Origin of the sequence: Pseudonocardia adelaidensis, assembly GCF_039543345.1 — a bacterium.
GTDB lineage: Bacteria > Actinomycetota > Actinomycetes > Mycobacteriales > Pseudonocardiaceae > Pseudonocardia > Pseudonocardia adelaidensis.
In genome coordinates this window covers 73,604-97,103 of record NZ_BAABJO010000034.1, presented here as the reverse complement: position 1 = coordinate 97,103, position 23,500 = coordinate 73,604, and the positions used below count along the sequence as shown (strand labels likewise).

The 23,500-nt window shown below is 73.2% G+C and carries 27 protein-coding genes; 13 read left to right on the top strand and 14 right to left on the bottom strand.

From position 1 onward, the window contains the following. Positions 1-611 (top strand): glycosyl hydrolase family 65 protein (locus ABEA81_RS33775; protein WP_345610831.1); only part of this gene is annotated, 611 nt, incomplete at its 5' end. 8 nt (positions 612-619) lie between these two features. On the opposite strand, the gene ABEA81_RS33770 is transcribed toward ABEA81_RS33775, so the two are convergent. From ABEA81_RS33770 to ABEA81_RS33750, 5 genes are all read right to left on the bottom strand, one after another. After that, positions 620-1,090, bottom strand: a complete 471-nt coding sequence (locus ABEA81_RS33770; protein ID WP_345610828.1) for a hypothetical protein — start codon at positions 1,088-1,090, stop codon at positions 620-622. A gap of 30 nt (positions 1,091-1,120) precedes the next feature. Continuing rightward, positions 1,121-1,855: a B3/B4 domain-containing protein gene (locus ABEA81_RS33765; RefSeq protein WP_345610826.1), complete on the bottom strand. Its 735-nt coding sequence runs from the start codon at positions 1,853-1,855 to the stop codon at positions 1,121-1,123. A gap of 23 nt (positions 1,856-1,878) precedes the next feature. Beyond that, positions 1,879-2,496 (bottom strand): hypothetical protein, encoded by a 618-nt coding sequence (locus ABEA81_RS33760; RefSeq protein ID WP_345610824.1) that lies wholly within the window; start codon positions 2,494-2,496, stop codon positions 1,879-1,881. Between the two features lie 113 nt (positions 2,497-2,609). After that, positions 2,610-3,614: a 4-hydroxythreonine-4-phosphate dehydrogenase PdxA gene (locus ABEA81_RS33755; RefSeq protein ID WP_345610822.1), complete on the bottom strand. Its 1,005-nt coding sequence runs from the start codon at positions 3,612-3,614 to the stop codon at positions 2,610-2,612. A gap of 80 nt (positions 3,615-3,694) precedes the next feature. Then, the gene (locus tag ABEA81_RS33750; RefSeq protein WP_345610820.1) at positions 3,695-4,081 is read right to left on the bottom strand and encodes an SCO5389 family protein; all 387 of its coding nucleotides are present in this window, start codon (positions 4,079-4,081) and stop codon (positions 3,695-3,697) included. Positions 4,082-4,314: 233 nt separating this feature from the next. Here ABEA81_RS33750 and folP point away from each other — a divergent pair, with 233 nt between their 5' ends. From folP to ABEA81_RS33735, 3 genes are all read left to right on the top strand, one after another. Next, the gene (gene folP / locus ABEA81_RS33745; RefSeq protein WP_345610818.1) at positions 4,315-5,190 is read left to right on the top strand and encodes a dihydropteroate synthase; all 876 of its coding nucleotides are present in this window, start codon (positions 4,315-4,317) and stop codon (positions 5,188-5,190) included. Further along, complete coding sequence (locus ABEA81_RS33740; protein WP_345610817.1) at positions 5,190-5,924, top strand: dihydrofolate reductase family protein; 735 nt, start codon at positions 5,190-5,192, stop codon at positions 5,922-5,924. Before folP ends, ABEA81_RS33740 begins: the two co-directional genes overlap by 1 nt. 251 nt (positions 5,925-6,175) lie before the next feature. After that, positions 6,176-6,457: a YggT family protein gene (locus ABEA81_RS33735; RefSeq protein ID WP_345610816.1), complete on the top strand. Its 282-nt coding sequence runs from the start codon at positions 6,176-6,178 to the stop codon at positions 6,455-6,457. Positions 6,458-6,473: 16 nt separating this feature from the next. Here the strand turns inward: ABEA81_RS33735 and ABEA81_RS33730 are convergent, their stop codons facing one another. The 3 genes from ABEA81_RS33730 to ABEA81_RS33720 form a co-directional block, all read right to left on the bottom strand. Beyond that, a complete protein-coding gene (locus tag ABEA81_RS33730; RefSeq protein WP_345610814.1) occupies positions 6,474-7,355 on the bottom strand; it encodes a formylglycine-generating enzyme family protein in 882 nt (293 codons plus the stop codon). 62 nt (positions 7,356-7,417) lie between these two features. Beyond that, positions 7,418-7,930 (bottom strand): SRPBCC family protein, encoded by a 513-nt coding sequence (locus tag ABEA81_RS33725; protein WP_345610813.1) that lies wholly within the window; start codon positions 7,928-7,930, stop codon positions 7,418-7,420. Next, a complete protein-coding gene (locus ABEA81_RS33720) occupies positions 7,930-8,277 on the bottom strand; it encodes an ArsR/SmtB family transcription factor (RefSeq protein WP_345610812.1) in 348 nt (115 codons plus the stop codon). Before ABEA81_RS33720 ends, ABEA81_RS33725 begins: the two co-directional genes overlap by 1 nt. A 119-nt stretch (positions 8,278-8,396) precedes the next feature. Between ABEA81_RS33720 and ABEA81_RS33715 the strand changes: the two genes are divergently transcribed. Beyond that, positions 8,397-8,852: a hypothetical protein gene (locus ABEA81_RS33715; RefSeq protein WP_345610811.1), complete on the top strand. Its 456-nt coding sequence runs from the start codon at positions 8,397-8,399 to the stop codon at positions 8,850-8,852. A gap of 7 nt (positions 8,853-8,859) precedes the next feature. Here the strand turns inward: ABEA81_RS33715 and ABEA81_RS33710 are convergent, their stop codons facing one another. Both ABEA81_RS33710 and ABEA81_RS33705 read right to left on the bottom strand, forming a co-directional pair. Continuing rightward, positions 8,860-10,044: an RNA polymerase sigma factor gene (locus ABEA81_RS33710; RefSeq protein WP_345610809.1), complete on the bottom strand. Its 1,185-nt coding sequence runs from the start codon at positions 10,042-10,044 to the stop codon at positions 8,860-8,862. Between the two features lie 9 nt (positions 10,045-10,053). Next, positions 10,054-10,389, bottom strand: coding sequence for a YciI family protein (locus ABEA81_RS33705; RefSeq protein WP_345610834.1), 336 nt, complete (start codon positions 10,387-10,389; stop codon positions 10,054-10,056). A 122-nt stretch (positions 10,390-10,511) separates the two neighbouring features. On the opposite strand from ABEA81_RS33705, the gene ABEA81_RS33700 reads away from it, so the two are divergent. The 3 genes from ABEA81_RS33700 (at position 10,512) to ABEA81_RS33690 (ending at position 13,295) form a co-directional block, all read left to right on the top strand. Beyond that, complete coding sequence (locus ABEA81_RS33700) at positions 10,512-11,153, top strand: TetR/AcrR family transcriptional regulator (RefSeq protein ID WP_345610808.1); 642 nt, start codon at positions 10,512-10,514, stop codon at positions 11,151-11,153. 65 nt (positions 11,154-11,218) lie between these two features. Then, entirely contained in the window at positions 11,219-12,196 is a 978-nt protein-coding gene (locus tag ABEA81_RS33695) for a cation diffusion facilitator family transporter (protein WP_345610807.1), read from the top strand. A gap of 154 nt (positions 12,197-12,350) precedes the next feature. Then, positions 12,351-13,295 (top strand): hypothetical protein, encoded by a 945-nt coding sequence (locus ABEA81_RS33690; protein ID WP_345610805.1) that lies wholly within the window; start codon positions 12,351-12,353, stop codon positions 13,293-13,295. A 4-nt stretch (positions 13,296-13,299) separates the two neighbouring features. Here the strand turns inward: ABEA81_RS33690 and ABEA81_RS33685 are convergent, their stop codons facing one another. After that, positions 13,300-14,058, bottom strand: coding sequence for an ArsR/SmtB family transcription factor (locus tag ABEA81_RS33685; protein WP_345610804.1), 759 nt, complete (start codon positions 14,056-14,058; stop codon positions 13,300-13,302). A 64-nt stretch (positions 14,059-14,122) separates the two neighbouring features. Here ABEA81_RS33685 and ABEA81_RS33680 point away from each other — a divergent pair, with 64 nt between their 5' ends. Further along, positions 14,123-15,481, top strand: coding sequence for an MFS transporter (locus tag ABEA81_RS33680; protein ID WP_345610802.1), 1,359 nt, complete (start codon positions 14,123-14,125; stop codon positions 15,479-15,481). On the opposite strand, the gene ABEA81_RS33675 is transcribed toward ABEA81_RS33680, so the two are convergent. The 3 genes from ABEA81_RS33675 to ABEA81_RS33665 are packed head-to-tail and all read right to left on the bottom strand — an operon-like array spanning position 15,444 to position 18,654. After that, entirely contained in the window at positions 15,444-16,313 is an 870-nt protein-coding gene (locus tag ABEA81_RS33675; protein ID WP_345610800.1) for a fumarylacetoacetate hydrolase family protein, read from the bottom strand. The two genes, ABEA81_RS33680 and ABEA81_RS33675, sit on opposite strands and share 38 nt — an antisense overlap. Next, positions 16,310-17,395 (bottom strand): cupin domain-containing protein, encoded by a 1,086-nt coding sequence (locus ABEA81_RS33670; RefSeq protein ID WP_345610799.1) that lies wholly within the window; start codon positions 17,393-17,395, stop codon positions 16,310-16,312. The genes ABEA81_RS33675 and ABEA81_RS33670 overlap by 4 nt, the downstream gene beginning before the upstream one ends. Then, positions 17,392-18,654, bottom strand: coding sequence for an FAD-dependent oxidoreductase (locus tag ABEA81_RS33665; protein ID WP_345610797.1), 1,263 nt, complete (start codon positions 18,652-18,654; stop codon positions 17,392-17,394). The genes ABEA81_RS33670 and ABEA81_RS33665 overlap by 4 nt, the downstream gene beginning before the upstream one ends. 386 nt (positions 18,655-19,040) lie before the next feature. Between ABEA81_RS33665 and kdpF the strand changes: the two genes are divergently transcribed. The 4 genes from kdpF to ABEA81_RS33645 are packed head-to-tail and all read left to right on the top strand — an operon-like array spanning position 19,041 to position 23,498. After that, positions 19,041-19,130 carry a K(+)-transporting ATPase subunit F gene (kdpF, locus tag ABEA81_RS33660; protein WP_345610795.1) on the top strand — a complete coding sequence of 30 codons (90 nt, stop codon included), beginning with the start codon at positions 19,041-19,043 and terminating at the stop codon, positions 19,128-19,130. Next, positions 19,130-20,794 carry a potassium-transporting ATPase subunit KdpA gene (gene kdpA / locus ABEA81_RS33655; RefSeq protein WP_345610793.1) on the top strand — a complete coding sequence of 555 codons (1,665 nt, stop codon included), beginning with the start codon at positions 19,130-19,132 and terminating at the stop codon, positions 20,792-20,794. Before kdpF ends, kdpA begins: the two co-directional genes overlap by 1 nt. Beyond that, the gene (gene kdpB / locus ABEA81_RS33650; RefSeq protein WP_345610791.1) at positions 20,791-22,878 is read left to right on the top strand and encodes a potassium-transporting ATPase subunit KdpB; all 2,088 of its coding nucleotides are present in this window, start codon (positions 20,791-20,793) and stop codon (positions 22,876-22,878) included. Before kdpA ends, kdpB begins: the two co-directional genes overlap by 4 nt. A 2-nt stretch (positions 22,879-22,880) precedes the next feature. After that, positions 22,881-23,498: a potassium-transporting ATPase subunit C gene (locus ABEA81_RS33645; RefSeq protein WP_345610789.1), complete on the top strand. Its 618-nt coding sequence runs from the start codon at positions 22,881-22,883 to the stop codon at positions 23,496-23,498. Positions 23,499-23,500: the final 2 nt, after the last annotated feature.

The following is a 23,500-nucleotide window of genomic DNA, read 5'->3' as shown; positions in this document are numbered from 1 at the left end:
TGCGGCCGGACGCCTTCACGCCGGAGCAGATGCGGCGCAACTTCGCCTACTACGAGGCGTTGACGGTGCGCGACTCGTCGCTGTCGGCGTGCACGCAGGCGGTGGTGGCGGCCTGGACCGGGCACCTCGAGCTCGCCTACGACTACCTCGCCGAGGCCGCGCTGGTGGACATCGAGGACCTGGCGGGCAACTCCGACCACGGCGTGCACATCGCGTCGATGGCCGGCACCTGGACCGCCGTGGTGGCCGGGTTCGGCGGCATGCGGATGGACGAGTCGGGGATCGGGTTCGCGCCGCGGCTGCCCCCGGCGCTGTCGCGGATCTCGTTCGGGTTGAGGTGGCAGGGCAGGCAGCTGCGGGTGGAGATCCGCCCGGAGGAGGCCGAGTACCGGCTGGTCTCGGGGCCGCCGATGCGCCTGCGCCACCACGACGAGGCCATCGCCCTCGACGACGAGCCGCAGGTGGTGCCGATCCCGCCACCGGACCCGGTGGAGCCGGTGGAGCAGCCACACGGTCGGGCACCCCGCTCCCGGTACCCCGGCAACTCCGGCCGCGGCGTCATCCCGATCCCGGCAGCCGGCGTCCAGGAACCCCTGCGCCGGACGGGCTGACCTCAGGCTCAGGCGCGCTCGCGGCGGCGCCGGCGGCGCCGTGGCTGCTCCGGTTCCGGCTCCGGCGGGGCGGGCGTCAGGGCCAGCTGCGACGCCTGCCGGCTCAGCACCTCCAGGTTCGCGCGCACGTCGCTGTGGGCCGGGTCGAGGGCGACCTGCTCGGCCACCTCCGCGGCCTGCGACACCGCGTCGGCGAACGCGGTGCGCGCGGCCTCGAGGCGCTGGGCGATGCGCTTGGCCGGCGCCTCGCGCACCCGGAACCACCTGGGCTCGATCGAGTCCCCGACGATCGCCAGCCTGCGCACGGCATCGAGCTCGACGTCGAGCCGCTGTGCGATCTCGCCGAGCCAGGTGCGTGCCGGCCCGGCCGGGAGCGCGTAGGTGATCCGGCGGAAGCGGGCCACCGAACCCGCGCAGTGGTCGACGTAGCCGTTCCAGTAGCGGGACAGGCTGGGCGTCGAGGCGGAGCGGCGTGGCACGGGAGACAGGGTGCCGCATCCGCCTCCGGGCTACGGCAGGGCGTGCCCTGCGGCCGTGTCGAGGCGCACCCCGGTCGCCTCCGCCGTGAGCGTCGTCGAGGTCACGGCCGCGGCGTGCGGGGTGAGCAGCGTCGCCAGGTGCGCCGCGGCGCCGGCGAGCCGCTCGGCCGGAACGTCGGCGCTCACGCGTTCCAGCATGAAGACCGCGGACGTCGTGGCCTCCTGGACCCGCGTGAGGTGGGCGTCGCGGTGGTTCCAGTGCCGGGTGAGCACCTCGGTGCCCTGCGCGTACACGACCTCCCCGGCACCAGGCGTCTCCACCTCGTCGGGCTCTCCGAGGGGCGTGAAGCGGTCGTCGGCGGTGGCGGGCCGGATCTGGACGTTCGCGCCCAGCCGGTCGAGGTCGAACGCGCCGGCCGGCACGGCGAAGCGCACGGAGGTCGCGTTGTAGGCGTCCACCGCGCCGTTGACCCGGGGAAGCCTGCCCTGCCGCACCAGGCGCCGCAGTAGCGCGTCCACGCTGGGCCGCGTGCGGCGCGGGTTGGTGCCGAACGCGCGGTAGGCCGCGTGCCACGAGGCGATCGCGGGGTCGTCCTCCGACCAGGTGAGCGCCCCGGTGGCGGCGTCCGCCTCGGCCGCGGCCAGCGCGGACTCCGCGTCGGGCCAGTGACCGGTGTTGTCCAGCCCGGTGGCGACGACCAGTTCGACGCGCAGCTGCGGGAACCGCGCCCGGACGTCCGCGTGCACGGTGAGGGTGGTGGGCACGTGCCGACGCTACCGGGAGGGATCTACGCCGGTGAGGCCCGCAGCTCGCGGTGGCGCTCCTTGAGCCGGGCGTTCTTGTTCAGCGGGTCGTGCGCCTCGTCGGGCTCGACGCGGCGCGCGATGCCGACGTCGTTGAGGACGCGGAACATCGAGGCGAGGTGGGCGATGCGGGCCTCCTGCGCGTCGACGGGCCGCTGGGACCCGCTGGCCAGCGCCAGCGCGGAGTCGACCCACAGCACCTCACCGTGGAGATCGGCCTGCTGCAGCACATCGACCATCCGGCGGCGCAGCTCGGGCGGGCTCAGCCCGATCCAGTCCTCCACCGACCGCGCGTCGACGGGGAAGAGCCGGCCGCGTTGGTCGAGGTAGATCAGCTCCACCGCGTACAGGTGCCCGAACGAGCAGTAGCGGCATCCGTTGTAGAGCGAGATGAGCGTGCAGACCAGATGGGTGCGCAGCGGGCCGAGGCTCCGGAGGGTGCGTTCGTAGCGCGGCATGTTGCGCACGAACCAGCCGAGCGCCTGCACGGCCCCCAGCTGGGACACGATCGGGGCCATCAGCCGGGGCGGGAAGCCCCACAGCCGCTTGCCGAGCCCCTCCAGCACGCGCACGGCAACGCGATCCGCACCGCGCTCCGCCATGCTCAGCTCCTGACTCACAGTGACGCGCATATTACTCGCACGTGCACTTGCCTGTGAGACGAGTTCCGATCCGTGACGAGTACGCTGCGCTGGGTCGATCGGCGCTGAGTGGATTAGACCGAACGGCCGAGCGTGCTGTCGGAGCGGCGGCGCGCGCCGATCCGGGTGGCGAGGTCGAACGCGTTGCGGATCGAACCGGTGTTGGCCGCCCGGCGCCCCACCAGGTCGAACGCCGTGCCGTGGGCCGGCGTGCAGATGGGCACCCGTAGCCCGCCCGCCATCGTCACCCCGCCGTCGAAGCCGATCAGCTTCATCGCGATCTGCCCCTGGTCGTGGTACATGGTCAGGATCCCGTCGAACTCCTCCCGGCGCAGGAAGATCGTGTCGGACGGGAACGGGCCGGCCGCGTCCACGCCCTCGGCCCCCAGCTCGGCCACGGCCGGCGCGATGACGTCGATCTCGTGGCGGCCGAAGCGGCCGCTCTCGCCCGCGTGCGGGTTGAGCGCGCAGACTCCGATGCGGGGCGCCGCGATGCCGGAGTCGCGCAGCACCGTGTGCAGCAGCCGCCCTGCGCCGAGCACGTTCTCGCGGGTGATGCCCTCCGCGACCTCGGCGATCGACACGTGCGACGTGACCCGCGCGGTCCAGATGGTCGGCAGCACGTTCAGCTCGCAGGTGAACGACTCGGCGCCGAGGATCGTCTCGAACCAGCGCAGCTCGTCCTTCTCCCGCATGCCGGCCATGTGCAGCGAGGACTTGTTCAGCGGCGCGAACAGGATCGCGTCGACCTCGCCCGCGTCGGCCATCTCCAGCGCGACGCGCAGGTTGCTCATCGCCCAGCGCCCGCCCGCCTCGGTGGCGGCCTTGCGTTCGAACGTGCCGGGCCGCGCCGCCCCGTTGTCGTGCAGCCGGGGCCCGCCCGGCCCGCCGAGGGCGAACGTCACGCCGGCGTCGGACTGCGCGTCGGCGAGCTCACGCTCGTCGGAGATCAGCACGATGTCGGCCGCCTCCGCGGTGCCCTCGTCGGCCAACAGCCGGGCGACCAGCTCCGGGCCGATCCCGGCGGGGTCGCCGAGGGTGACAGCGATTCGGGGCTTGCCGGACTGGCTGATGGTCATGGGCAAAAGGTTACGCGCGCCGGGTGCGGCCTTCGCAGAGCCCGTGGGCCCTGCGAAGACCACACGCAGAGCGCGTCACCTCAGCAGTTGAGCAGCTCCGGTTTCTGGTTGAGCAGCTGCGCGCGGGGTGAGACGAATTCCTCGTACTCCGCGGTGGCGTCCGGGCGGAACAATCCGACGCGGCAGCAGTTCTGGAATGCCAGCCGCACCCCGAAGTGCCGCTGCACGGCGCCACGCATCGAGTCGCTCCCGACCAGCCGGAATACCTCGCCCCACGAACGCTCGTCCGGCGGGACCTCCAGGTTCTGCGCGGACGGCGCTCCGCTCGCCTCCAGTTCCTTCGCCAGCCGCTCCACCATCGACCACGCGTACGGAAGCGAATCGCGGATGCAGGCGACGAATTCTTCGTCTTCGACTGTCCCTTCCTGGGCCTTCTCCAACAGGGCCGCCGGAACCGTCAGTGACACCGAACCTCCCGAGCTCGTGCGAACTGGACGCCCGCGAACGCTACGGCGTCCGGCACAGCATGAAAACACCCGATCAGGGGAGCTCTTCTCGCATGCATGAATTCGCACGTGGGATTGTTCAGGGCTTCCCAGATCCGTTCGACGATCCTGCCGGTCGTGCTGGCCGGCACGGTCGAGACGTAGAGTCCCGGCCAGGTGCGTCGGGGACGGCGCGGAGAGCGGGAGCGGTGCGCATGGCTGAGGCGGCGGGCGATCTGGTGATACGCGGGCGCCGTCCGGTGCGCGACCGCGCGCTGGTCATGGCGATCGTCAACCGCACCCCGGACTCGTTCTACGACCGCGGCGCCACGTTCACCGACGAGCCCGCGAAGGCCGCGATCGAGCGGGCCGTCGCCGAGGGCGCCGACATGATCGACATCGGTGGCGTGGCCGCGAGCCCCGGCGACGACGTGGACGCCGACGAGGAGATCCGCCGGGTCGTGCCCACCGTCGAGTACATCCGGGAGCGGCACCCGGACATCATCATCAGCATCGACACCTGGCGGCACGAGGTCGGCGCCGCTGCGTGCCGGGCGGGCGCCGACCTGCTCAACGACGCCTGGGCGGGCTTCGACCCGAAGCTGATCGACGTCGCTGCGGAGTACGGCGCCGGGTACGTGTGCACGCACACCGGCGGGCGGGAGCCGCGCTCCGCGCCGGTCCGCCCCGACTACGACGACGTCGTCGCGGCGGTACTGGACCACACCGTGGGGCTCGCCGAGCTGGCCGAGGCCAGGGGCGTGCCGCGGGAGGGCATCCTGATCGACGCCACCGGCTTCGGCAAGAACACGGCCGACCACCTGCAGCTGCTGCGCGCGGTGCCGCGGTTCGTGGCCACCGGGTGGCCGGTGCTGATGGCGCTGTCCAACAAGACGTTCGTCGGCGAGACGCTCGGGGTCGGGCTCGGCGAGCGCCTCGCCGGCACGCTCGCGGCCACCACCATCGCCGCGCAGGCGGGCGCCCGCGTGTTCCGCGCCCACGAGGTGGAGCCGACCCGGCACGCCCTGGAGATCGTCGCCAGCGTCTTCGACGGCAGGCCGCCGGCGCGGGCCTCGGAGTGGATCGCCTGATGCGCCAGATCTGGCCACCCCAGGACGTGGGCGTGCTCGACGACGAGCAGCTCGAACGGCTCTACGCGTATCCCGGGCGGCGATGGCTCTGCGTGAACTTCGTGGCGAGCGCCGACGGCGCGGTCGCGCTGCACGGCCGGGCGCGGGAGCTGTCCAACGAGCCCGACCGGCGGGTTCTGCGGCTGGGCAGCGACCTCGCCGACGTGCTGCTGGTGGGCGCCACGACCGCGATGGTCGAGGAGTTCCGCGGCGTGCACCCGGACCCGGAGACCGCCGCCCGCCGCGAGCGCCACGGCCTCGCCCCGGTCCCCCCGACGGCCGTGGTCACGACCGGCGGGCTGCCGGAGGACGCGCCGGTCGTCACCGAGGCGCTGGTGCCCACCTACGTGATCACCACCGCGATGGTGCCGGACCGCAAGCGCGATGCCTGGGCCGCCGCAGGTGCCACCGTCGTGATCGCCGGGGAGCGGGAGGTCGACCTGCGCCTGGCCGTGGCCCGGCTCGCCGCGGACGGTCTCGAGCACGTCGACTCCGAGGGCGGGGCGCAGCTCTTCGGCTCGCTGCTCGCGGCGGGGGTCGTCGACGAGCTGCGGCTCACCGTCTCGCCCGTGCTCGTCTCCGGCGGCGCCGGCCGGATCGCCACCGGCGTCGACATCGACCCGGCGCGGCTGGAGCTGCTCTCGGTGGTGGCGGAGAGCGACACGCTGCTGGTCCGCTACGGCGTGCTGCACTGACCCTCGACCTGGAGCGCCCGCCGGGACGGTTCCCGCACGGCGGCTGACCGGCGCCCGGGTCTCGAACGGCACGTCCCGGTGCCGGATTGCGATCGAACGCCAGGTGGAGGGCGCTGCGGAGCAGCGTGGCCGAGCCGGGGACCGAGGAGTGGGCGCCGGCGCAGCGCACCGAGTTCCGGTGAGCCGGGACGATCCGGACACTTTGCCGGCCCCTCCCGCGTTGTCCGGGCAGACAACGGGAGGAGACCGGGATGTCCGCGATCGGTGCGCTGCTCGGCACGGTGCTGCTGCTCTTCCAGCTCGTGCTGCTGGCGCGGATGGCAGTCGACTGGATCGCGGTGCTGTCGTCGGGGCCAGAACCCGAGTGGCGCCGCAGCGCCCGCCGCGTCACGCACGCCGTCACCGAGCCGGTGCTCGCCCCGGTCCGCCGGGTCCTCCCACCGGTCCGGTTCGGCTCCGTGGGGATCGACCTGGCGTTCATCGTGGTCTTCGTCGCCGCGATCCTGCTGCGCCAGGTCGTCGTCTGGCTCTGACCCCCGAGCGGCGAGCTCAGGAGGTCACGACGCGGAACCCGAGGTTGCCGACCGAGCTGTCCGGGGTGTTGGCGGTGCGGGCGGCCACCCGGTAGCGGTTGCAGTACGACTCGTGGCACAGGTAGGAACCCCCGCGCATCGCGCGGGCCTGCTCGGCCCCGTCGAACCAGTCGGCACACCACTCCCACACGTTGCCCGCCACGTTGTACAGGCCGAAGCCGTTCGGCGCGAACGCGTCCACCGGCGCGGTGCCCGAGAAGCCGTCCTCCTCGCTGTTCTGCACCGGGAACCGCCCCTGCCAGATGTTGCACCGGTGCTCGCCGCCCGGCGTGAGCTCGTCGCCCCACGGGTAGCGGGCCTGGTCCAGCCCACCCCGCGCCGCGTACTCCCACTCCGCCTCCGTCGGGAGCCGCGCACCCGCCCACGTGCAGAACGCCGCCGCGTCGTGCCAGGACACGTGCACGACCGGGTGGTTCCCACGGCCGTCGAGGTCGCTCCCCGGCCCTTCGGGACGCCGCCACTGCGCCCCCGCCACCCCGCACCACCACGGCGTCCCGTCCAGGCGCGGGGAGGCCCGCCGCAGCTCCTTGGGCAGGAACTTCGCGAACACGTACGACCAGCCGAACCGCTCGGCGTCGGTCTCGTAGCCGGTGGCGTCGACGAACTCGGCGAACCGTTCGTTCGTGACGCAGTGCGCTGCGATCGCGAAGGGCCCCACCGAGACCTCCCGGACCGGCCCCTCGTGGTCCTGGGGGAAGCCGTCCGGGTCGTCGGTGCCCATGCGGAACGTGCCGCCCGGCAGCTCGACCATGCCGTCGAGCCGGGTGGCGCCGACGGCGACCGGGCCCCGGTCGAGCGGCTCGGCACCGGAGCGGCCCGGTGGGCAACACGAGGACACGCGGAAAGCCTACGTGCCGGCTCTCGTCGTCGCGCGGAACGTGGCGTCCTGGTCGTGGGACATCAGCGACCCGGGATCGGAGCGCCGGCCGGCATGCCGGCGGCCACGTAGTCGTCGTACTGCGGCTGCCACGGCTCGGCCGTGGCGCTGTGCGGTCCGTCGGCGACCGCGCCGGAGACGTGCTTGCCGAGCTCGACGAGGCAGACCGTCCAACCGGCGGCGTTGCGCGCCGCCGCGTCGCGCGCCTCCAGCACGTCGAAGAACGTCACAGTGCACCCGCCGTCGTCGGTGGGCTCCAGCCGGAAGTGCAGCTCGTCGCGGCCCCACGTGTAGGCGAGCCGGCGGGGCGGGTCGAACTCCAGTACCGTGCCCGACCCCGGGTCGATGTTGGGGTCACCGGTGAACTCGATCGTTCCTCCGACCCGGTGCTCCAGCGACACCGTCGCCGGAAACCAGTGTGCGAGCTCGGCCGGTTCCGTGATCGCCGACCAGACGCGCTCGGGCGGATGCGAGTAGGTGCGTTCGAACCGCACCGCCGGCCGGCCGTCGAGATCGACGAAGGTGCCCCGATCCATCACTTCTCCTTGGTGTCGGTGTCGGTGTCGGTGTCGCTGTCGCTGTCGGTGTCGAGGTGGCGCCCCAGAGCGTCGAGCCGGTCGTTCCACAGCCGTCGGTACGGCGCGAGCCACGCGTCCAGCTCGGCCAGTCCGTCGGGGTCGATCGCGTAGATGCGCCGCTGCGCCTCCGCTCGGACCGACACGAGGCCGGAGTCGCGCAGCACGCGGAGGTGCTTCGACGTCATCGGCTGGCTGAACCCGAGCCCGTCGGCCAGGTCGCCCACCGCACGCGGGCGTTCCCTGAGCATCTCGAGGATCGCCCGGCGGTGCGGGTCGACGAGTGCCGACCAGGCCGCCTCCCTCATGGCCTGAGCATGCCTCTTCACGTATATACTTGTCAAGGAAAATATGGGGAGGCGAGATCCTGACGCGTTCCTGACGCCCGGAGCCCCCGCGGGCCGGCCCGCCGGGGTTCGATGGCCGGGTGGACCTCGTCGCCGAGATCGCGATCTGGCGGCGCCGCCGGCAGGCCAGGGCCAGCCGGGAGCAGGGTTACCTGGACGGCGTCGTGAGCACCGCCGCGACCGTCGGGGCCGGGCGTACGTCGACGGAGTCGCTCATCCGGCACGTGGGCGAGCAGATCGCCGACGTCCTGCAGCTCGACTCCTGCGCGTTCGATCCCGGCGACGGACCGGTGCTCGCCACCCTCGACGGCGACGGCGTCGTCAGCTACGACGGTCGGCCGTTCGACGTGGACCGGCAGGGCCTGCCCACCGGCACGGAGATCGCGCTCGCGGTCCGCAGCGGTGGTGTGGCGCGGGGCCGCTTCCTGCTCGTCGCGGCGACCCGCCTGGTCCGGCCGTCCCGGGAGCAGTTCCGTGTCGCCTCCGCGCTGGCCGACCAGGTCGGTGCCGCGCTCGCCGTCTCGTCCCGCCCCTGAACCCTGGTCACGAGTCGAGTCGGGAGCGGCGCTCCTGCAGGAACGCCCGCTCCGTGTCGTTGGTGGCGAGCGCGATGGCCTCGTCGTACGCGGCGCGCGCCTCGGCGTTCCGCCCGATGCGAGCCAGCAGGTCGGCCCGGGTGGCGGGGAGCAGGTGGTAGCCCGGCAGGTCCAGGTCCTCGACGACGGCCAGCGCCGCCGCGGGGCCGTGCACCTCGGCGACCGCCACCGCGCGGTTGAGCGCCACGACGGGGGTCGGCGTGTGGTGCAGGAGCTGGTCGTACAGCGCGAGCACCTGGGCCCAGTCGGTGGCCGGCCCGTCGGTGTGCACCGCGTTGATGGCGGCCTGCAGCTGGTAGGGGCCGGGCCGGTCCCGGCGCAGGCACCGGCGCACGAGGTCGTGGCCCTCGGCGATCAGCTCGTGGTTCCACAGCGACCGGTCCTGCTCGGCGAGCGGCACGAGCTCACCGGAGGGGCCCACCCGCGCGGGGCGGCGGGCCTCGGTGAGCAGCATCAGCGCGAGCAGCCCGAGCACCTCCGGCTCGTCGGGCATCAGGGCGGCGAGCGATCTGGCGAGTCGGAGGGCCTCCAGGCACAGGTCGGTGCGCACCAGCGCGCCGGACGTCGACGCGTAGCCCTCGTTGAAGATCAGGTAGAGCACGGTCAGCACCGGGGGGAGCCGGTCGGGCAGCTCGCTCTCCTCCGGCACGCGGTAGGGGATGGCGGCGTCGCGGATCTTCTTCTTGGCGCGGACGATCCGCTGGGCGACGGTCGCCTCCGGCACGAGGTACGCCCGGGCGATCTCGGGCACCTCGAGCCCGCCGAGCAGGCGCAGGGTGAGCGCGGTCTGCGCGAGGGGCGAGAGCGCGGGGTGGCAGCAGGTGAAGATCATGCGGAGCTGGTCGTCGCGCACCGGTCCCACCTCCTCCGGCTCGTCGGGTTGGTGCAGCAGCAGCGCCTGGGCGTGGCGGGCCTCACGGGTCGACTCCCGCCGGAGCCGGTCGATGGCCCGGTTGCGGGCGGTCGTGACGATCCATGCGCCGGGGTTGGGCGGTGGGGGGTCCCACCGCTCCACCGCCACGGCGAACGCGTCCTGGACCGCCTCCTCGGCGAGGCCGATGTCACCGAGGAGGCGGGTCAGCGTGGCCACGCACCGGCCGTACTCCGCCCGGTAGACGCTCGCCATGTCCATGGAAGTGGGTCACTCCCCGGACTCGTCGTCGAACGGCCGCACCTCGATCGGCACCCCGCACGCCTGCGTGCACTTCTCCGCCCAGGCCAGCGCGTCGTCCCGGGTGGCGCAGCGGATGATCCAGAAGCCGCCGACCTGTTCCTTCGTCTCGACGAACGGCCCGTCGGTCGTGGTGATCGCGCCGCCCTCGGAGCGGACGACCGTGGCGCTGTCCGACGGGAGCAGGCCACCACCGAAGACCCACACCCCGGCGTCGCGCATCTCGGTGTTGACGCGCTCGACGGCGCCTTCGGGGGACGGCGCCGGTTCGCCTTCGACGATGTGCACGTTGAGCAGGTACTGCATCACGATCACTCCTTCACGAGTTGCGGAGCCGACCGGCCCGTGCCGGTCTCTCACCTGGGCTACGAACGGGACCGCCCCCACTCGACACGTCGCGGAGAACTTTCTTCGGCAGAATGCCCTAGGTGACCACGAGCAGGGGGCGACGGGCTCCGGCGCCGCACGAGCGGCAGCGCGACCCCGAGCGCACGAAGGCGCGCATCCTCGAGGCCGCCACCGCGGAGTTCGCGGCGAAGGGGTTCGCCGGGGCCCGGGTGTCCGAGATCGCCGCACGCGCCGGGGTGAACCAGCAGCTCATCGCGTACTACTTCGACGGCAAGGAAGGCCTGTACCGCGAGATGGGCCGGCGGTGGCGGGCCTACGAGGCCGAGGCGATCCCCGACGACACCCCCCTTGCCGAGATGATCAAGCGGTACGTGCGGTCGAGCGTGCACCGGGGCGGGCGGTTGTTGGCCTGGGAGGGTCTCGCCGACACCGGCGAGGACGACGAGGAGACGCGGGAGCGCAACGCCCGCCTGCGCCACGAGGTCGAGGCGATCCGGGAGCGCCAGCGGGCCGGCGAGGTCGACGACCGCTTCGACCCGGCCGCACTGCACCTCATCGCCCTGAGCGCGGCCAACGCACTCGTCGTCTACCCGCACCTGGCTCGCGGCCTGTTCGGGGTCGAGGCCGACACACCCGATCTGGTGGAGCGCTACGCCGAGCAGCTCGCGCTGCTGATCACCAATCTCGGAAACACCGGAAGTGCACCTGCGGAAAAGGCCTGAGTGCAAGGTTCTTGCATTTCCGCCGTTTTCTTGCGAATCGTCACCGGCTCCTGGAGATTCGGGTCGTGGAATCGCACGGACACGGACACGGACACGGGCACGCCGACTCGATCGACGCAGCACTCGTGGCGAGCGCCGACGGCGTACGCGCGCTGAGGACGAGCCTGATCGTGCTGGCGGCCACGGCACTGGCGCAGCTGCTGGTCGTGCTGGTGTCGGGCTCCACGGCGCTGCTGGCCGACACGATCCACAACTTCTCGGACGCGTTGACGGCGGTGCCGCTGTGGGTCGCGTTCGTGCTCGGCCGCCGCGCGGCCACCCGCCGCTACACCTACGGCTACGGGCGTGCCGAGGACCTCGCCGGGGTGTTCGTCGTCGCGATGATCGCCCTGTCCGCCGTCGTCGCGGGTTACGAGTCGATCCTACGGCTCGTGGAGCCGCGGCCGGTGGAGAACGTCGGCGCCGTGCTCGCCGCGGGCCTGATCGGGTTCGTCGGCAACGAGTTCGTCGCGGTGCACCGCATCCGGGTGGGACGGCGCATCGGGTCGGCGGCGCTGGTGGCCGACGGCGTGCACGCCCGCACCGACGGGTTCACCTCGCTCGCCGTGGTCGGGGCCGCGCTGGGCGTGCTCGCCGGGTTCCCGCTCGCCGACCCGGTCGTCGGGTTGTTGATCACCGTCGCGATCCTGGTGGTGCTGCGCGGGGCGGCCGTCGACGTCTTCCGCCGGCTCATGGACGCGGTCGACCCCCATCTGGTCGACACCGCCGAGGCCGCCGTCCGCGCGGTCCCCGGCGTGGTGGCCGTCGAGGAGCTGCGGCTGCGCTGGTCGGGACACCGGGTGCGTGCCGAGGTCGGGATCGGTGTCGACGCGGGACTCGACGTCGTGGCCGCGCACGACATCGCCACCGCCGTCCAGCACCGGCTGCTGCACGACGTGCCCAAGCTCGTCGCCGCCACCGTGCACGTCGGCCCGCACGGCGACCACCACACCGCGCTCGCGCACCACCCCGGCGCGCTGGAACCGGGCGCCGTCGCACGCTGAGTGGGGTTCTCCCCACCTGCGGGAGGCCGGTGCGCTCCAGTGATCTTCCCGCTGGGCCGAACCAGCATTGGTGGCGTCGCACACGGCCCGCTCCAGCTGGGGGGATCCCTTGTCCATCACCGTCTCAGAGGTCCGGCACTGGCATCGGCCACTCATGATCATGGTCGCCGCCATGGCGTGCCTGGTCGTCGTCGCGGGCGTCGGCCTCGTCGTCGACGACCGCCAGCTCATCGACGAGTCGATCTGGGCGAAGCCGTTCAAGTTCGGCGTCTCGTTCGTCCTCTACGGCGCGACGCTCGCCTGGATGCTGCCGAAGCTGCGCAGGGCGCGGCGCACGATGTGGACCCTCGGCACCCTCTTCGCAGTCACCGGCATCGTCGACGTCGGGTTCATCGCGGTCCAGGCGGCCCGGGGCACGTACAGCCACTTCAACGCCGACACCGACCCGTTCAACGCGATAGGCCAGCAGGTCTTCGCGTCCGGGGTGATCGGGCTGTTCGGGGCGAGCGTGGTGATCGCCGTCATGCTGCTGTTCCAGCGGGTCGGCGAGCGGGCGCTCACCTGGGCCCTGCGCGCGGGGATCGGGCTGGCCGCCATCGGCATGGGCGTCGCGTTCTTCATCGCGGGCTCGAGCGAAGGCGCCCGCACCGTCGAGGACGCCTACGGGCGCCCGGTGACGCTGACGGGGGCGCACGGCGTCGGGGTGCCCGACGGCGGTGGCATGCCGATCACGAACTGGAGCGCCACCGGCGGCGACCTGCGCGTCCCGCACTTCATCGGCCTGCACGCCATCCAGGTCTTCGTGCTCGCCGTGCTGGTGCTCACCGCCCTCGCCACGCGGGTCACGTGGTTGCGCAGCGAGCGGGTGCGCGCGCAGCTGACCGGCGTCGTCATCCTGGGGTACACCGGGATCTTCGCCACGACGGCGTGGCAGGCCCTGCGCGGCCAGTCGCTCGTGCACCCCGACGCCGCCACGTGGACCGCGTTCGGCGCGACGGCGGCCGTCACCGCACTGCTGGCGGCGCTGACGATCGCGGCAGCCCGCCGCGGTGCCCCGTCCCGGGGCCGGCACGCGCGGCAGCTCGTGCACGCAGGCTGAGCGATCAGACCGTGATCCCCAGCGTGTCGTGAAGTGCGCGGGCGCCGTCCTCGGTGACGTCCAGGACCCGGCGCCTGCGCGTCGTGGTGACCCATCCGCGGTCGACGAACACGGTGAGCAGGGCCGCGCCGAGCCGCCCGCCGAGGTGGTGGCGCTGCTCGCTCCAGTCGAGGCAGAAACGCAGCAGCGGGCGCCGGGACGGCCGGGCCCGCAGCTCGACGAGATCGACGCCGAGCGCGCCCAGCACGGGTGCCGCCTCCGGGCCGAGCCGGTAGGGGTGGGTGGGCAGCGGCTTGGAGAGGGCGTCGGCGTCACGGCGGCGGGTGTCGGGTACGCCGTCGGTGGTCGCGAGGGCGCCGCGGGAGACGAGCGCCGCCGTCACCTCGACGCCGGTGCGGCCCGCGAGGTGGTCGTAGCACGTGCGGGCCTGGCGCAGGGCCGCGGCGCGGGTGTGCTGGCGCAGGGACCGGATCGGCTGCGCCGGGGCGAGGGTGGCGAGCGCCTCGAGCGCCTCGGCCACCTCGCTGCGGGCGAGGCGGTGGTAGCGGTGCCTGCCGGACCGCTCGACCGTGACGAGGTCCGCCTCGCGCAGCTGGGCGAGGTGGCCGCTGGTCGCCGACGGCGACACCCCCGCCTCGTCCGCGAGCACGGACGCGGCGAGCGACCGGCCGTCGGCCAGCGCCATGAGGATGCGCGCCCGTGCGGGATCGCCGAAGAGCCGTGCGACCGCCGCGACGTCGCGCTCACCGCGGGTCTGGGTCATGCCACCAGTGTGGCGCGGGGACACTTCGGGTGCCGCCGAAGTGTCGGCGGGTGACCCTGGGCCCATGGCTGTGCTCACAGTGATGTGCGTCGGCATGTTCCTGGTGCTGCTCGACGTCACCGTCGTCAACGTCGCGCTCCCGTCCATCGCGGCTGCCCTGGGCGCCGACCCCGCCGCCACGCAGTGGATCGTCGACGCCTACGCCGTGGCCATCGCCGGCCTGCTACTGGCAGGCGGCACCGTCGGCGACCGGATCGGGCACCGCCGCGTGGTGCTCGCCGGGCTCGGGGTCTTCGGTGCGGCGTCCGCGGCGTGCGGTCTGGCGACCGGGCCGGGCATGCTGATCGGGGCCCGCGCCGTGCAGGGGATCGGTGCGGCCCTGCTGCTGCCCGGCAGCCTCGCCGTCATCACCGAGGCCTTCCCGGACCGTGCCGCCCGGGCCAGGGCGCTCGGGATCTGGGCGGGCGTCTCGTCGCTGGCGTTGCCCGCCGGACCGTTGCTCGGCGGGTTCCTGGTGGCGTCCGGCGGGTGGCGGCTGGTCTTCCTGGTGAACGTCCCCGTGGTGCTCGCGGCGCTGGTCGCCGTCCCCCGGCTGGTGCCCGCCGGCACCGCCCGCCCCGATCGCCGCGGTGATGGCCCGGGCACCGTGCTGGCCGCTGTCGGCCTGGCCGCCGCCGTGTTCACCGTCATCGACGCGGGCGAGCACGGGCTCCGGCCGCTGACGGTCGTGGGCCTGGTCGTGGCGCTGGTCTGCGTGGCCGCGTTCGTGGTGCGGGAGCGGCACGCGAGCGCGCCGATGCTCCCGCTGGACCTGCTGCGCCGACCCGCGTTCGTCGGGCCGAACATCGCGGCGGGCGGGATGAACCTCGTGGTCAACGGGCTGCTCTTCGTCACGACGCTGTTCCTGCAGGGCGTGCAGCACCGCGGGCCGGTCGCCGCGGGCGTCGCGCTGCTGCCGATGTTCGTGCCGCTGGCGTTCCTCGCGCCGGTGGCCGGGCGGCTGGCCGCCCGGTTCGGTCCCCGCCCGCCGCTGATCGGCGGGGCGCTGGTCGCCGCGGTCGGCGCGGCCGGGTTCGCGCTGGTGGAGCCGGAGAGCGGCTACCTGGCGCTGCTGCCGGCGTTGGCCGGGATCGGCATCGGCGCGGGCCTGTTCACCGCCCCGGTGGTGACGGCCGCGATGTCGGCCGTGCCGGGGGAGCGGTCCGGGCTGGCCAGCGGGATCAACAACACCGCCCGGCAGACGGGCACGGCGCTCGGCGTGGCCGTCTTCGGCGCGGTGGCGGGTGCGCCTGCTGTGCCCGGGGACTTCGTGCACGGCGTGCACGTCCTGGCCGGGCTCGGTGCGGCCGTCTGGCTCGCGGTGGCCGTGCTGGTCGCCGGGTCGGTCAGGCGATCGTCACCGACATCGACCCGATCCGGCTGATCGTCATGTCCAGCCGCTCGCCCGAGGCGATCGGCCCGACGCCGGGCGGGGCGCCGGTGAACAGCACGTCGCCCGGCAGGAGCGGCATCACCGACGACGCGTACGCGACGATCGCGGGCACCGGCGTGATCATGTCGCGGGTGTTCACCTCCTGCCGCACGGCCCCGCCGCACGTCAGGCGGATGTCCAGGTCGGACCCGTCGCCGATCTCGTCGGTGGTGACGAGCCACGGTCCGAGCGGGCTGAACCCGTCGTAGCTCTTGCGGCGGGAGCGGTCGGCCGCGCTCCGGACGGTGATGTCCAGGCCGGCGGTGAAGCCGAGCACGGCGTCCATGGCCTTCTCGACCGGGATGTCCTTCCCGCCGCTGCCGATCACCACGACCAGCTCGGACTCGTGGTGCACCTCGTGCCCGGCGGCCACGGCGTCGGGCGGGAGCGTGACGACGGCGCCGGGGCCGACGATCGACGACGGCGACTTGAGGAACACGTCGAAGTTCATCATCCAGGCCTCGACGCCGCCGAGCGTGCGCTCCTGGACCTCGTGCATCTCGCTGACGTGCTCGCCGTAGTTCATCGCCGCGGCCACCACCTTCGACGGCCCGAGCACCGGGGCGCGCAGGGCGACGTCGGCCACCGGCCGCGCCGGGCCGGTCCCGGCCGCCGCGCGGAGGGCTCCGGACAGCGTCGCGAAGTCCCGGCACATGCCGCGCCACCAGCCCGCGGTGAGCGGGTCGGGGTCGTGCGGGCCGGGCAGGGCGTCGGTGACGTCGACGATCGCGTCCTCCGCGGTCACGACGCCGAGCCGGTTGTCGTCGAACAGGGCGAGCTTCACGGCAGCTCCCGGGGCGTGAACACGGACGGGACGGGCTGGGCGGCCGGGAGCGTCTCCTCCCGGTAGAGGCCGAGCGCGCGCAGCACGGGCGCGTCGGAGAGCACGAAGAGCTCCGCCTGCCCGTCCGACGCGTGCTCGGCGGCCGCCCACGACGGCACGGAGAACATGTCACCGGGACCCCAGTCGAAGCGCTGCCCCTCGATCACGGACGAGCCGTGGCCCGCGAACACGACGTGCACGGCGTTGCCCGTGTGCCGCACCGGCAGGCTGCGCCCACGGATCCGCTGCGCCGAGCACGCGAGGGTGGGCATGACGCTCGCACCGGTCTCCGGGTCGGCGTACTCGACCGACAGCAGCGGCTCGTCCGTCGCCGCCGCCAGCCGGTCGAGCTGTGCGGTGGTGTCGGCCCAGCGGTACACCATCAGCTTCGAGTGGGCCGGGCTGAGTGCGCCGGTCACGGCGCCGTCGGCGTAGCGGGTGCCGCCTGCGTAGGTGCGTTCGGACGCGTTGTGCTCGGCGGGCTCCGGCTGGTTCTCCCCGGGCCCGGGGTAGGGCTCGAAGAAGATGCTGTCGAGCGCGGCGACCATCGGCAGGTCGAGCCCGTCGAACCAGAACATCTCCCCGTCGCCGCTGTTGACGTGGTCGTGCCAGTTCATCGACGGCGTGAGCACGAGGTCGCCCGGGTGCATGTCGCACGCGTCGCCGTCGACGGTGGTGTGGACGCCCTCGCCCTCCAGCACGAACCGGATGGCGCCGGGGGAGTGGCGGTGGGCGGGCGCGGTCTCGCGCGGGCCGAGGCACTGCAGCGCGCCCCACAGCGTGCCGACGGCGTAGGGCAGGCCGTCGAGGCCGGGGTTGCGCAGGCTGAGCACCCGCCGCTCACCGCCGCGCTCCACCGGCACGAGCCGGATCGCGCGGCGGGCGAGTGGCTTCATCGTGGCGGCCGACCACAGCCACGGCACGGACCGCGGCCGCGGGGTCGGGGTGAGCAGCTGCTCGGTGATCGTCCAGAGCGGCTGGAGGTCGACGGCGTCGAGGTCGCGGTACAGCTCCTCCAGCTCGGTCTCCACCTGTGTGGTCATCTCGCTCCCTCCATCTCCAGCGGTGGCGTGCCGATCCCGAAGCGCCGCACGCTCTCCAGCAGCGACACGCGCCTGATGTAGGCCCGTGCCCGCACCGGGTCGGCGGCGATCGCCCGCATCTCGTCCCGGTTCCGGCGGCGCACGGCGTCGTCGGTCTCGCGCAGCCGGTCGGTGTTGCGTTGAGTGTCGGCCTGGACGTACTCCACCGCCACCGTGCGGCGCACCTCGTCGTACGCCGCCAGCTCGGCCTCGACGCCGGTGGCGGGGTCGGTGGCGATGCGCGCGAGGCGGCGGGCGGCGTCCATCGCGTCGTGGATGCCCGAGTTGAGCCCGACACCGCCGATCGGGGAGTTGATGTGCGCGGCGTCGCCGGCGAGCAGCACCGGGCCCACGCGGAACGCCGCCGCGACCCGCTGGTGCACGCCGTAGACCTGGTGGTCGATCACGGGGTAGCCGGGACCGTAGGGCGCGACGCCCTGCAGCTCCAGCTGCAGCCGCTCGGGGTCGCTCGCCTCGTCCGCGGAGCAGCCGGCGGGCACCGGCCACAGCACGCGCCACGATTCGGGCGTGCGCAGGATGAACAGCCACTCCTCGGGATCGGCGACGTAGTTGACGTGTCCGAGGTCCGGCAGGAGCTCCTGCAGGTCCACCGGCGTGCTGGTGATCGCGAACCGCTCCGGGTAGGTGAACCCGTCGAACGCCACGCCGAGGGCCGAGCGCACCGTGCTGCGCGGCCCGTCCGCGCCGATGACGTAGGACGCGCGGATCTCGTCCGCGCCGTCCGGGCCGCTCACCGCGAGGCGGGCCCCGTCGCCGTCGATCTCCAGGCCGGTCAGGCGGGTGCCGAACCGCATCCGCACCCGGTCGTCACCGGCGAGCCGCTCGGCGAGCATCCGGACGAGGTGCTGCTGGTTGAGCTGCAGCCGGTACGGGAAGCGCGTCTCGTCGGCGAGCAGCCCGAAGTCGAACTCCGCGATCAACCCGTCGCGTCGGTCCCGGAACTGGAAGGTGGGGACGACCAGGCCCTCGGCGTGCATCCGGTCGGTGATCCCGATCGTCTCGAGCAGCTCCAGCGTGGCGGCGTGGAACGTGCTCGCCCGCCAGTCCGGCCGCGGGCTCGGCGAGAGCTCGACGAGGACGACCGGCAGGTCGGCCGCTGCCAGCACGGCCGCGGCCGTCATGCCGACGGGGCCGGCGCCGATCACGGCGACCGGCCGGTCCCGGCTCACCGGCGCGGCGGTGGCGGAGTGCCAGGTCATGGGACCGAGGCTAGAGGCGAATTCCACTGGCGGAGAAGCCCGTCGGATGGAGTTCCGCCATGCCGAACGAATGTCGGGGGCCATGGTCCCCCGGGTGAGGTTCCGTGGTCAGGTCGACCCCATGCGTCCCAGCCCAGCCTCGCGAGACCCATGACGTCGACCCGATCATGCGGGGCCGGACGAAGCCTCGGATGACCCGCGGCACATCGCCGTTAGGAAGCCGTGAAGGTGCCTGGAAACGCCCGATCGGGGGTCGCATCCTTGCGGCCGCCGCGACCACAGGGGACGCGGCAGAGGAGGACCCCGATGGCCGACCTGGCCTACGCGCTGCTGCTGACCGGCGGCTTCGCGCTCCTGCTTCTGATGATGCGGGGGTTGCAGCGACTGTGATCGTCGAGAACGTGATCGGCGGGCTGCTCGCGGCCGCGCTGATCGTCTACCTGGTCGTCGCGCTCGTCCGGCCGGAGAGGTTCTGATGTCCGCGACGACGGCCGGGCTGGTACAGCTCGGCGTTCTGCTCGTGCTCCTCGCCGTGGTGTACGTGCCGTTCGGGAACTACCTGGCGGCCGTCTACACGAGCGGAAGGCACTGGCGGGTCGAGAAGGCCGTCTACCGGGTGGTCGGCGTGGACCCCGACGCCGAGCAGCGCTGGACCGGGTACGCCAGCGCGCTGCTGGCGTTCTCGTTCCTGTCGATCGTGCTGCTCTACCTGCTGCAGCGGCTGCAGGGGCTGCTCCCGCTGAGCCTGGACCGCGGGCCGGTCGACCCCGGGGTCGCGTTCAACACCGCGGTGTCGTTCGTGACCAACACGAACTGGCAGTCCTACGTGCCCGAGACCGTGATGGGCCACCTCGTGCAGATGGCCGGCCTGACCGTGCAGAACTTCGTGTCGGCGGCGGTCGGCATGGGGGTGGCGGTGGCGCTGGTGCGCGGGTTCGTCCGCGCGTCGAGCGACCGGATCGGCAACTTTTGGGTCGACCTGGTCCGCGGCACCGTCCGGGTGCTGCTGCCGATCTCGTTCGCCGCGGCGATCGTCCTGGTGGCGCTCGGCGTCACGATGAGCCTGCGTGCCGGTGTCGACGTCACCGGCGTGGACGGCTCGCAGAGCACGATCGCGCTGGCGCCGACCGCCTCCCAGGAGGTGATCAAGGAGCTGGGCACGAACGGCGGCGGGATCTTCAACGCCAACTCCGCGCACCCCTTCGAGAACCCGAACGGGATCTCGAACATCCTGGAGATCTTCCTGATCCTGGTGATCCCGGTGTGCCTCACCCGCGCGTTCGGCGTGATGGTGCGCGACACCCGGCAGGGCGGCGTCCTGCTCGCGGTGATGGGCGTGCTGTGGGGTGGCCTGCTGGCCGTCGCCTGGTGGGCCGAGACCCACCCCAACGGCCCAGCGACCCTGCTGGCCGGGGCGGCGACGGAGGGCAAGGAGGTCCGCTTCGGCATCCCGTCGTCGGTGCTCTTCGCGGTCTCCACGACCGGCACCTCGACGGGCGCGGTGAACTCGATGCACGACAGCTACACCGGCCTCGGCGGTGGCGTCGTGCTGCTGAACATGCTGCTCGGCGAGGTCGCACCGGGCGGCGTCGGCGCGGGCCTCTACGGGATCCTCGTGCTCGCGGTCATCGCCGTGTTCCTGGCCGGGCTGATGGTCGGGCGCACCCCGGAGTACCTGGGCAAGAAGCTCGGCCGCGCGCAGGTGACTGCCGCGGCGATCGCGATCCTCGCGATGCCCACGGTCGTCCTGTTCGGCACGGGGGCCGCCCTCGCGCAGCCGGGCGAGCTCGGGTCCGCGCTGGCCAACACCGGTGAGCACGGGCTGTCCGAGGTGCTCTACGCCTACGCCTCGACGGGCAACAACAACGGCAGCGCCTTCGCCGGGCTGACGGTGACGGGCCCGTTCTTCCAGTCCACGCTCGCGCTCGCCATGCTCTTCGGCCGGTTCGTCCCGATCCTGGCCGTGCTCGCGCTGGCCGGCTCGCTCGCCGCGCAGAAGCGCGTCGTCCCCGGCGCCGGGACGCTCCCCACCACCGGGCCGCTCTTCGGCGTGCTCGTCGGCGGCACGGTCGTCCTGGTCGCCGCCCTCACCTTCTTCCCTGCTCTGGCCCTCGGGCCCCTTGCGGAGGCTCTCGCATGACGACGACCGAGGAACGCACCATCGTCGAGCGCCGGGAGCTGCACGCGCAGCGGACCGGCCGCACCGTGACGGCAGGCGCGTTCTCCCCGCGCCAGCTCTGGCGGTCCGTGCCGGAGGCGCTGCGCAAGCTCGACCCGCGGACGCAGCTGCGCAACCCCGTCATGTTCGTCGTCTGGGTGGGCTCGGTGCTCGTCACCGGGCTCGCGATCGCCGGAACGGCCAACGGCGAGCCGAGCGTGTTCGCCTGGGTGATCGCCGGCTGGCTCTGGCTCACCGTGCTGTTCGCCAACCTGGCCGAGGCCGTCGCCGAGGGCCGCGGCAAGGCGCAGGCCGAGAGCCTGCGCCGCACGCGCACCGAGACCGTCGCCCGCAGGCTCGCGGCCGACGGGGCCGAGGAGCACGTTCCCGCGCCCACCCTGCGCATCGGCGACCGGGTCGTCGTGGAGGCGGGCGAGGTGATCCCGGGTGACGGCGACGTGGTGGAGGGCATCGCCACGGTCGACGAGTCGGCGATCACCGGCGAGTCGGCCCCCGTGATCCGCGAGTCCGGCGGCGACCGGTCCTCCGTGACCGGCGGGACGACCGTGCTGTCCGACCGGATCGTCGTGCGGATCACGACGGCGCCCGGCGAGTCCTTCGTGGACCGCATGATCGCGCTCGTCGAGGGCGCGGAGCGGCAGAAGACGCCCAACGAGATCGCGCTGACGATCCTGCTGTCGACGCTGACGATCATCTTCCTGCTCGCCGTGGTGGCGCTGCAGCCGATGGCCGGCTACTCCGGCGCCGAGCAGTCGCTGGTCGTGCTGACGGCGCTGCTGGTGTGCCTGATCCCGACGACGATCGGTGCGCTGCTGTCCGCGATCGGCATCGCCGGCATGGACCGGCTCGTCCAGCGCAACGTGCTCGCCACCTCGGGACGCGCCGTGGAGGCCGCGGGGGACGTCGACACGCTGCTGCTCGACAAGACCGGCACGATCACCTTCGGCAACCGGCGGGCGGCGGCGCTGCACCCGGCCCCGGGTACGAGCGCGGCCGAGCTGGCCGAAGCCGCCCGGTTGTCCAGCCTCGCCGACGAGACCCCCGAGGGCCGCAGCATCGTCGAGCTGTGCGAGAAGGAGCACGGCCTGCCCCCGGTGGAGGAGGTAGGCGAGTTCGTCCCGTTCACCGCGCAGACCCGCATGTCCGGGCTGGACCTGGACGGCCGCAGCATCCGCAAGGGGGCGAGCTCGGCGGTGGCCCGGTGGACCGAGGCCGCGCTGCCGCCCGAGGTCGCCGCCACCGTCGACCGGATCAGCGCCGACGGCGGCACGCCGCTCGTCGTCGCGGAGCGGGTGGGCGACGCGGCCCGGGTGCTCGGCGTGGTCCAGCTGTCCGACGTGGTGAAGCCGGGCATGCGCGAGCGGTTCGCCGAGCTGCGTGCAATGGGCATCCGCACCGTGATGATCACGGGGGACAACCCGCTCACGGCACGCGCGATCGCGGAGGAGGCAGGCGTCGACGACCACCTCGCCGAGGCCACGCCCGAGGACAAGATGGCCCTGATCCGCAAGGAGCAGGAGGGCGGCCGCCTGGTCGCCATGACCGGCGACGGCACGAACGACGCGCCGGCGCTCGCGCAGGCCGACGTGGGCGTCGCGATGAACACCGGCACGGCGGCGGCCAAGGAAGCCGGGAACATGGTCGACCTCGACTCGGACCCGACGAAGCTGATCGACATCGTCGAGATCGGCAAGCAGTTGCTGATCACGCGGGGCGCGCTGACGACGTTCAGCATCGCCAACGACCTGGCGAAGTACTTCGCGATCCTGCCGGCGATGTTCGTGGCCCTCTACCCGCAGCTCGACGCGCTCAACATCATGCGGCTGGCCACGCCGCAGTCGGCGATCCTGTCCGCGGTCGTCTTCAACGCGCTGATCATCGTCGCGCTGATCCCCCTCGCCCTGCGCGGCGTGCGGTACCGGCCATCGACGGCGGCCCAGCTGCTGCGGCGCAACCTGCTGATCTACGGCCTCGGCGGCGTGGTCACCCCGTTCGCCGGGATCTTCCTCATCGACCTGCTCGTCCGACTCATCCCCGGGATCTGAAGATGCTGACCCTGTTCACCCGTCAGGCGGGGGCGGCCCTGCGCATGCTCCTCGTGGCGACCGTCGCGCTCGGACTGGCCTACCCGCTGGCCGTGTGGGCCGTGGCGCACGCGCCCGGCCTGGCCCCCCGGGCCGAGGGCTCGGTCATCCACGCCGCCGACGGCACGCCCGCCGGGTCCTCGCTCATCGGGATCGACCCCGTGCCGGCCGACCCGGCGCACGACCCGTACTTCCACACCCGGCCCTCGGCGTCCGCCGAGGACGTACTGGGGCCCGGTGACCCGTCCACATCTGGCGGCTCGAACAAGGGCGGGTTCGACGAGGACCTCATCGCGGCCGTCCAGCAGCGCCGCGACGCCATCGCGCAGCGCGAGGGCGTGGCTCCCGACCAGGTGCCGCCCGACGCCGTCACCGCCTCGGCCTCCGGTGTCGACCCGCACATCTCCCCGGAGTACGCGCAGCTGCAGGTGCCGCGGGTGGCCCGGGTGACGGGCCTGACCGAGGAACGGGTGTGGGAGCTCGTCGCGGCGAGCACCCAGCACGCCGTGCTGGGGATCTTCGGTGCCGACGGCGTGAACGTGACGGAGCTGAACCTCGCGGTCGCGCGGCAGGGCGGATGATT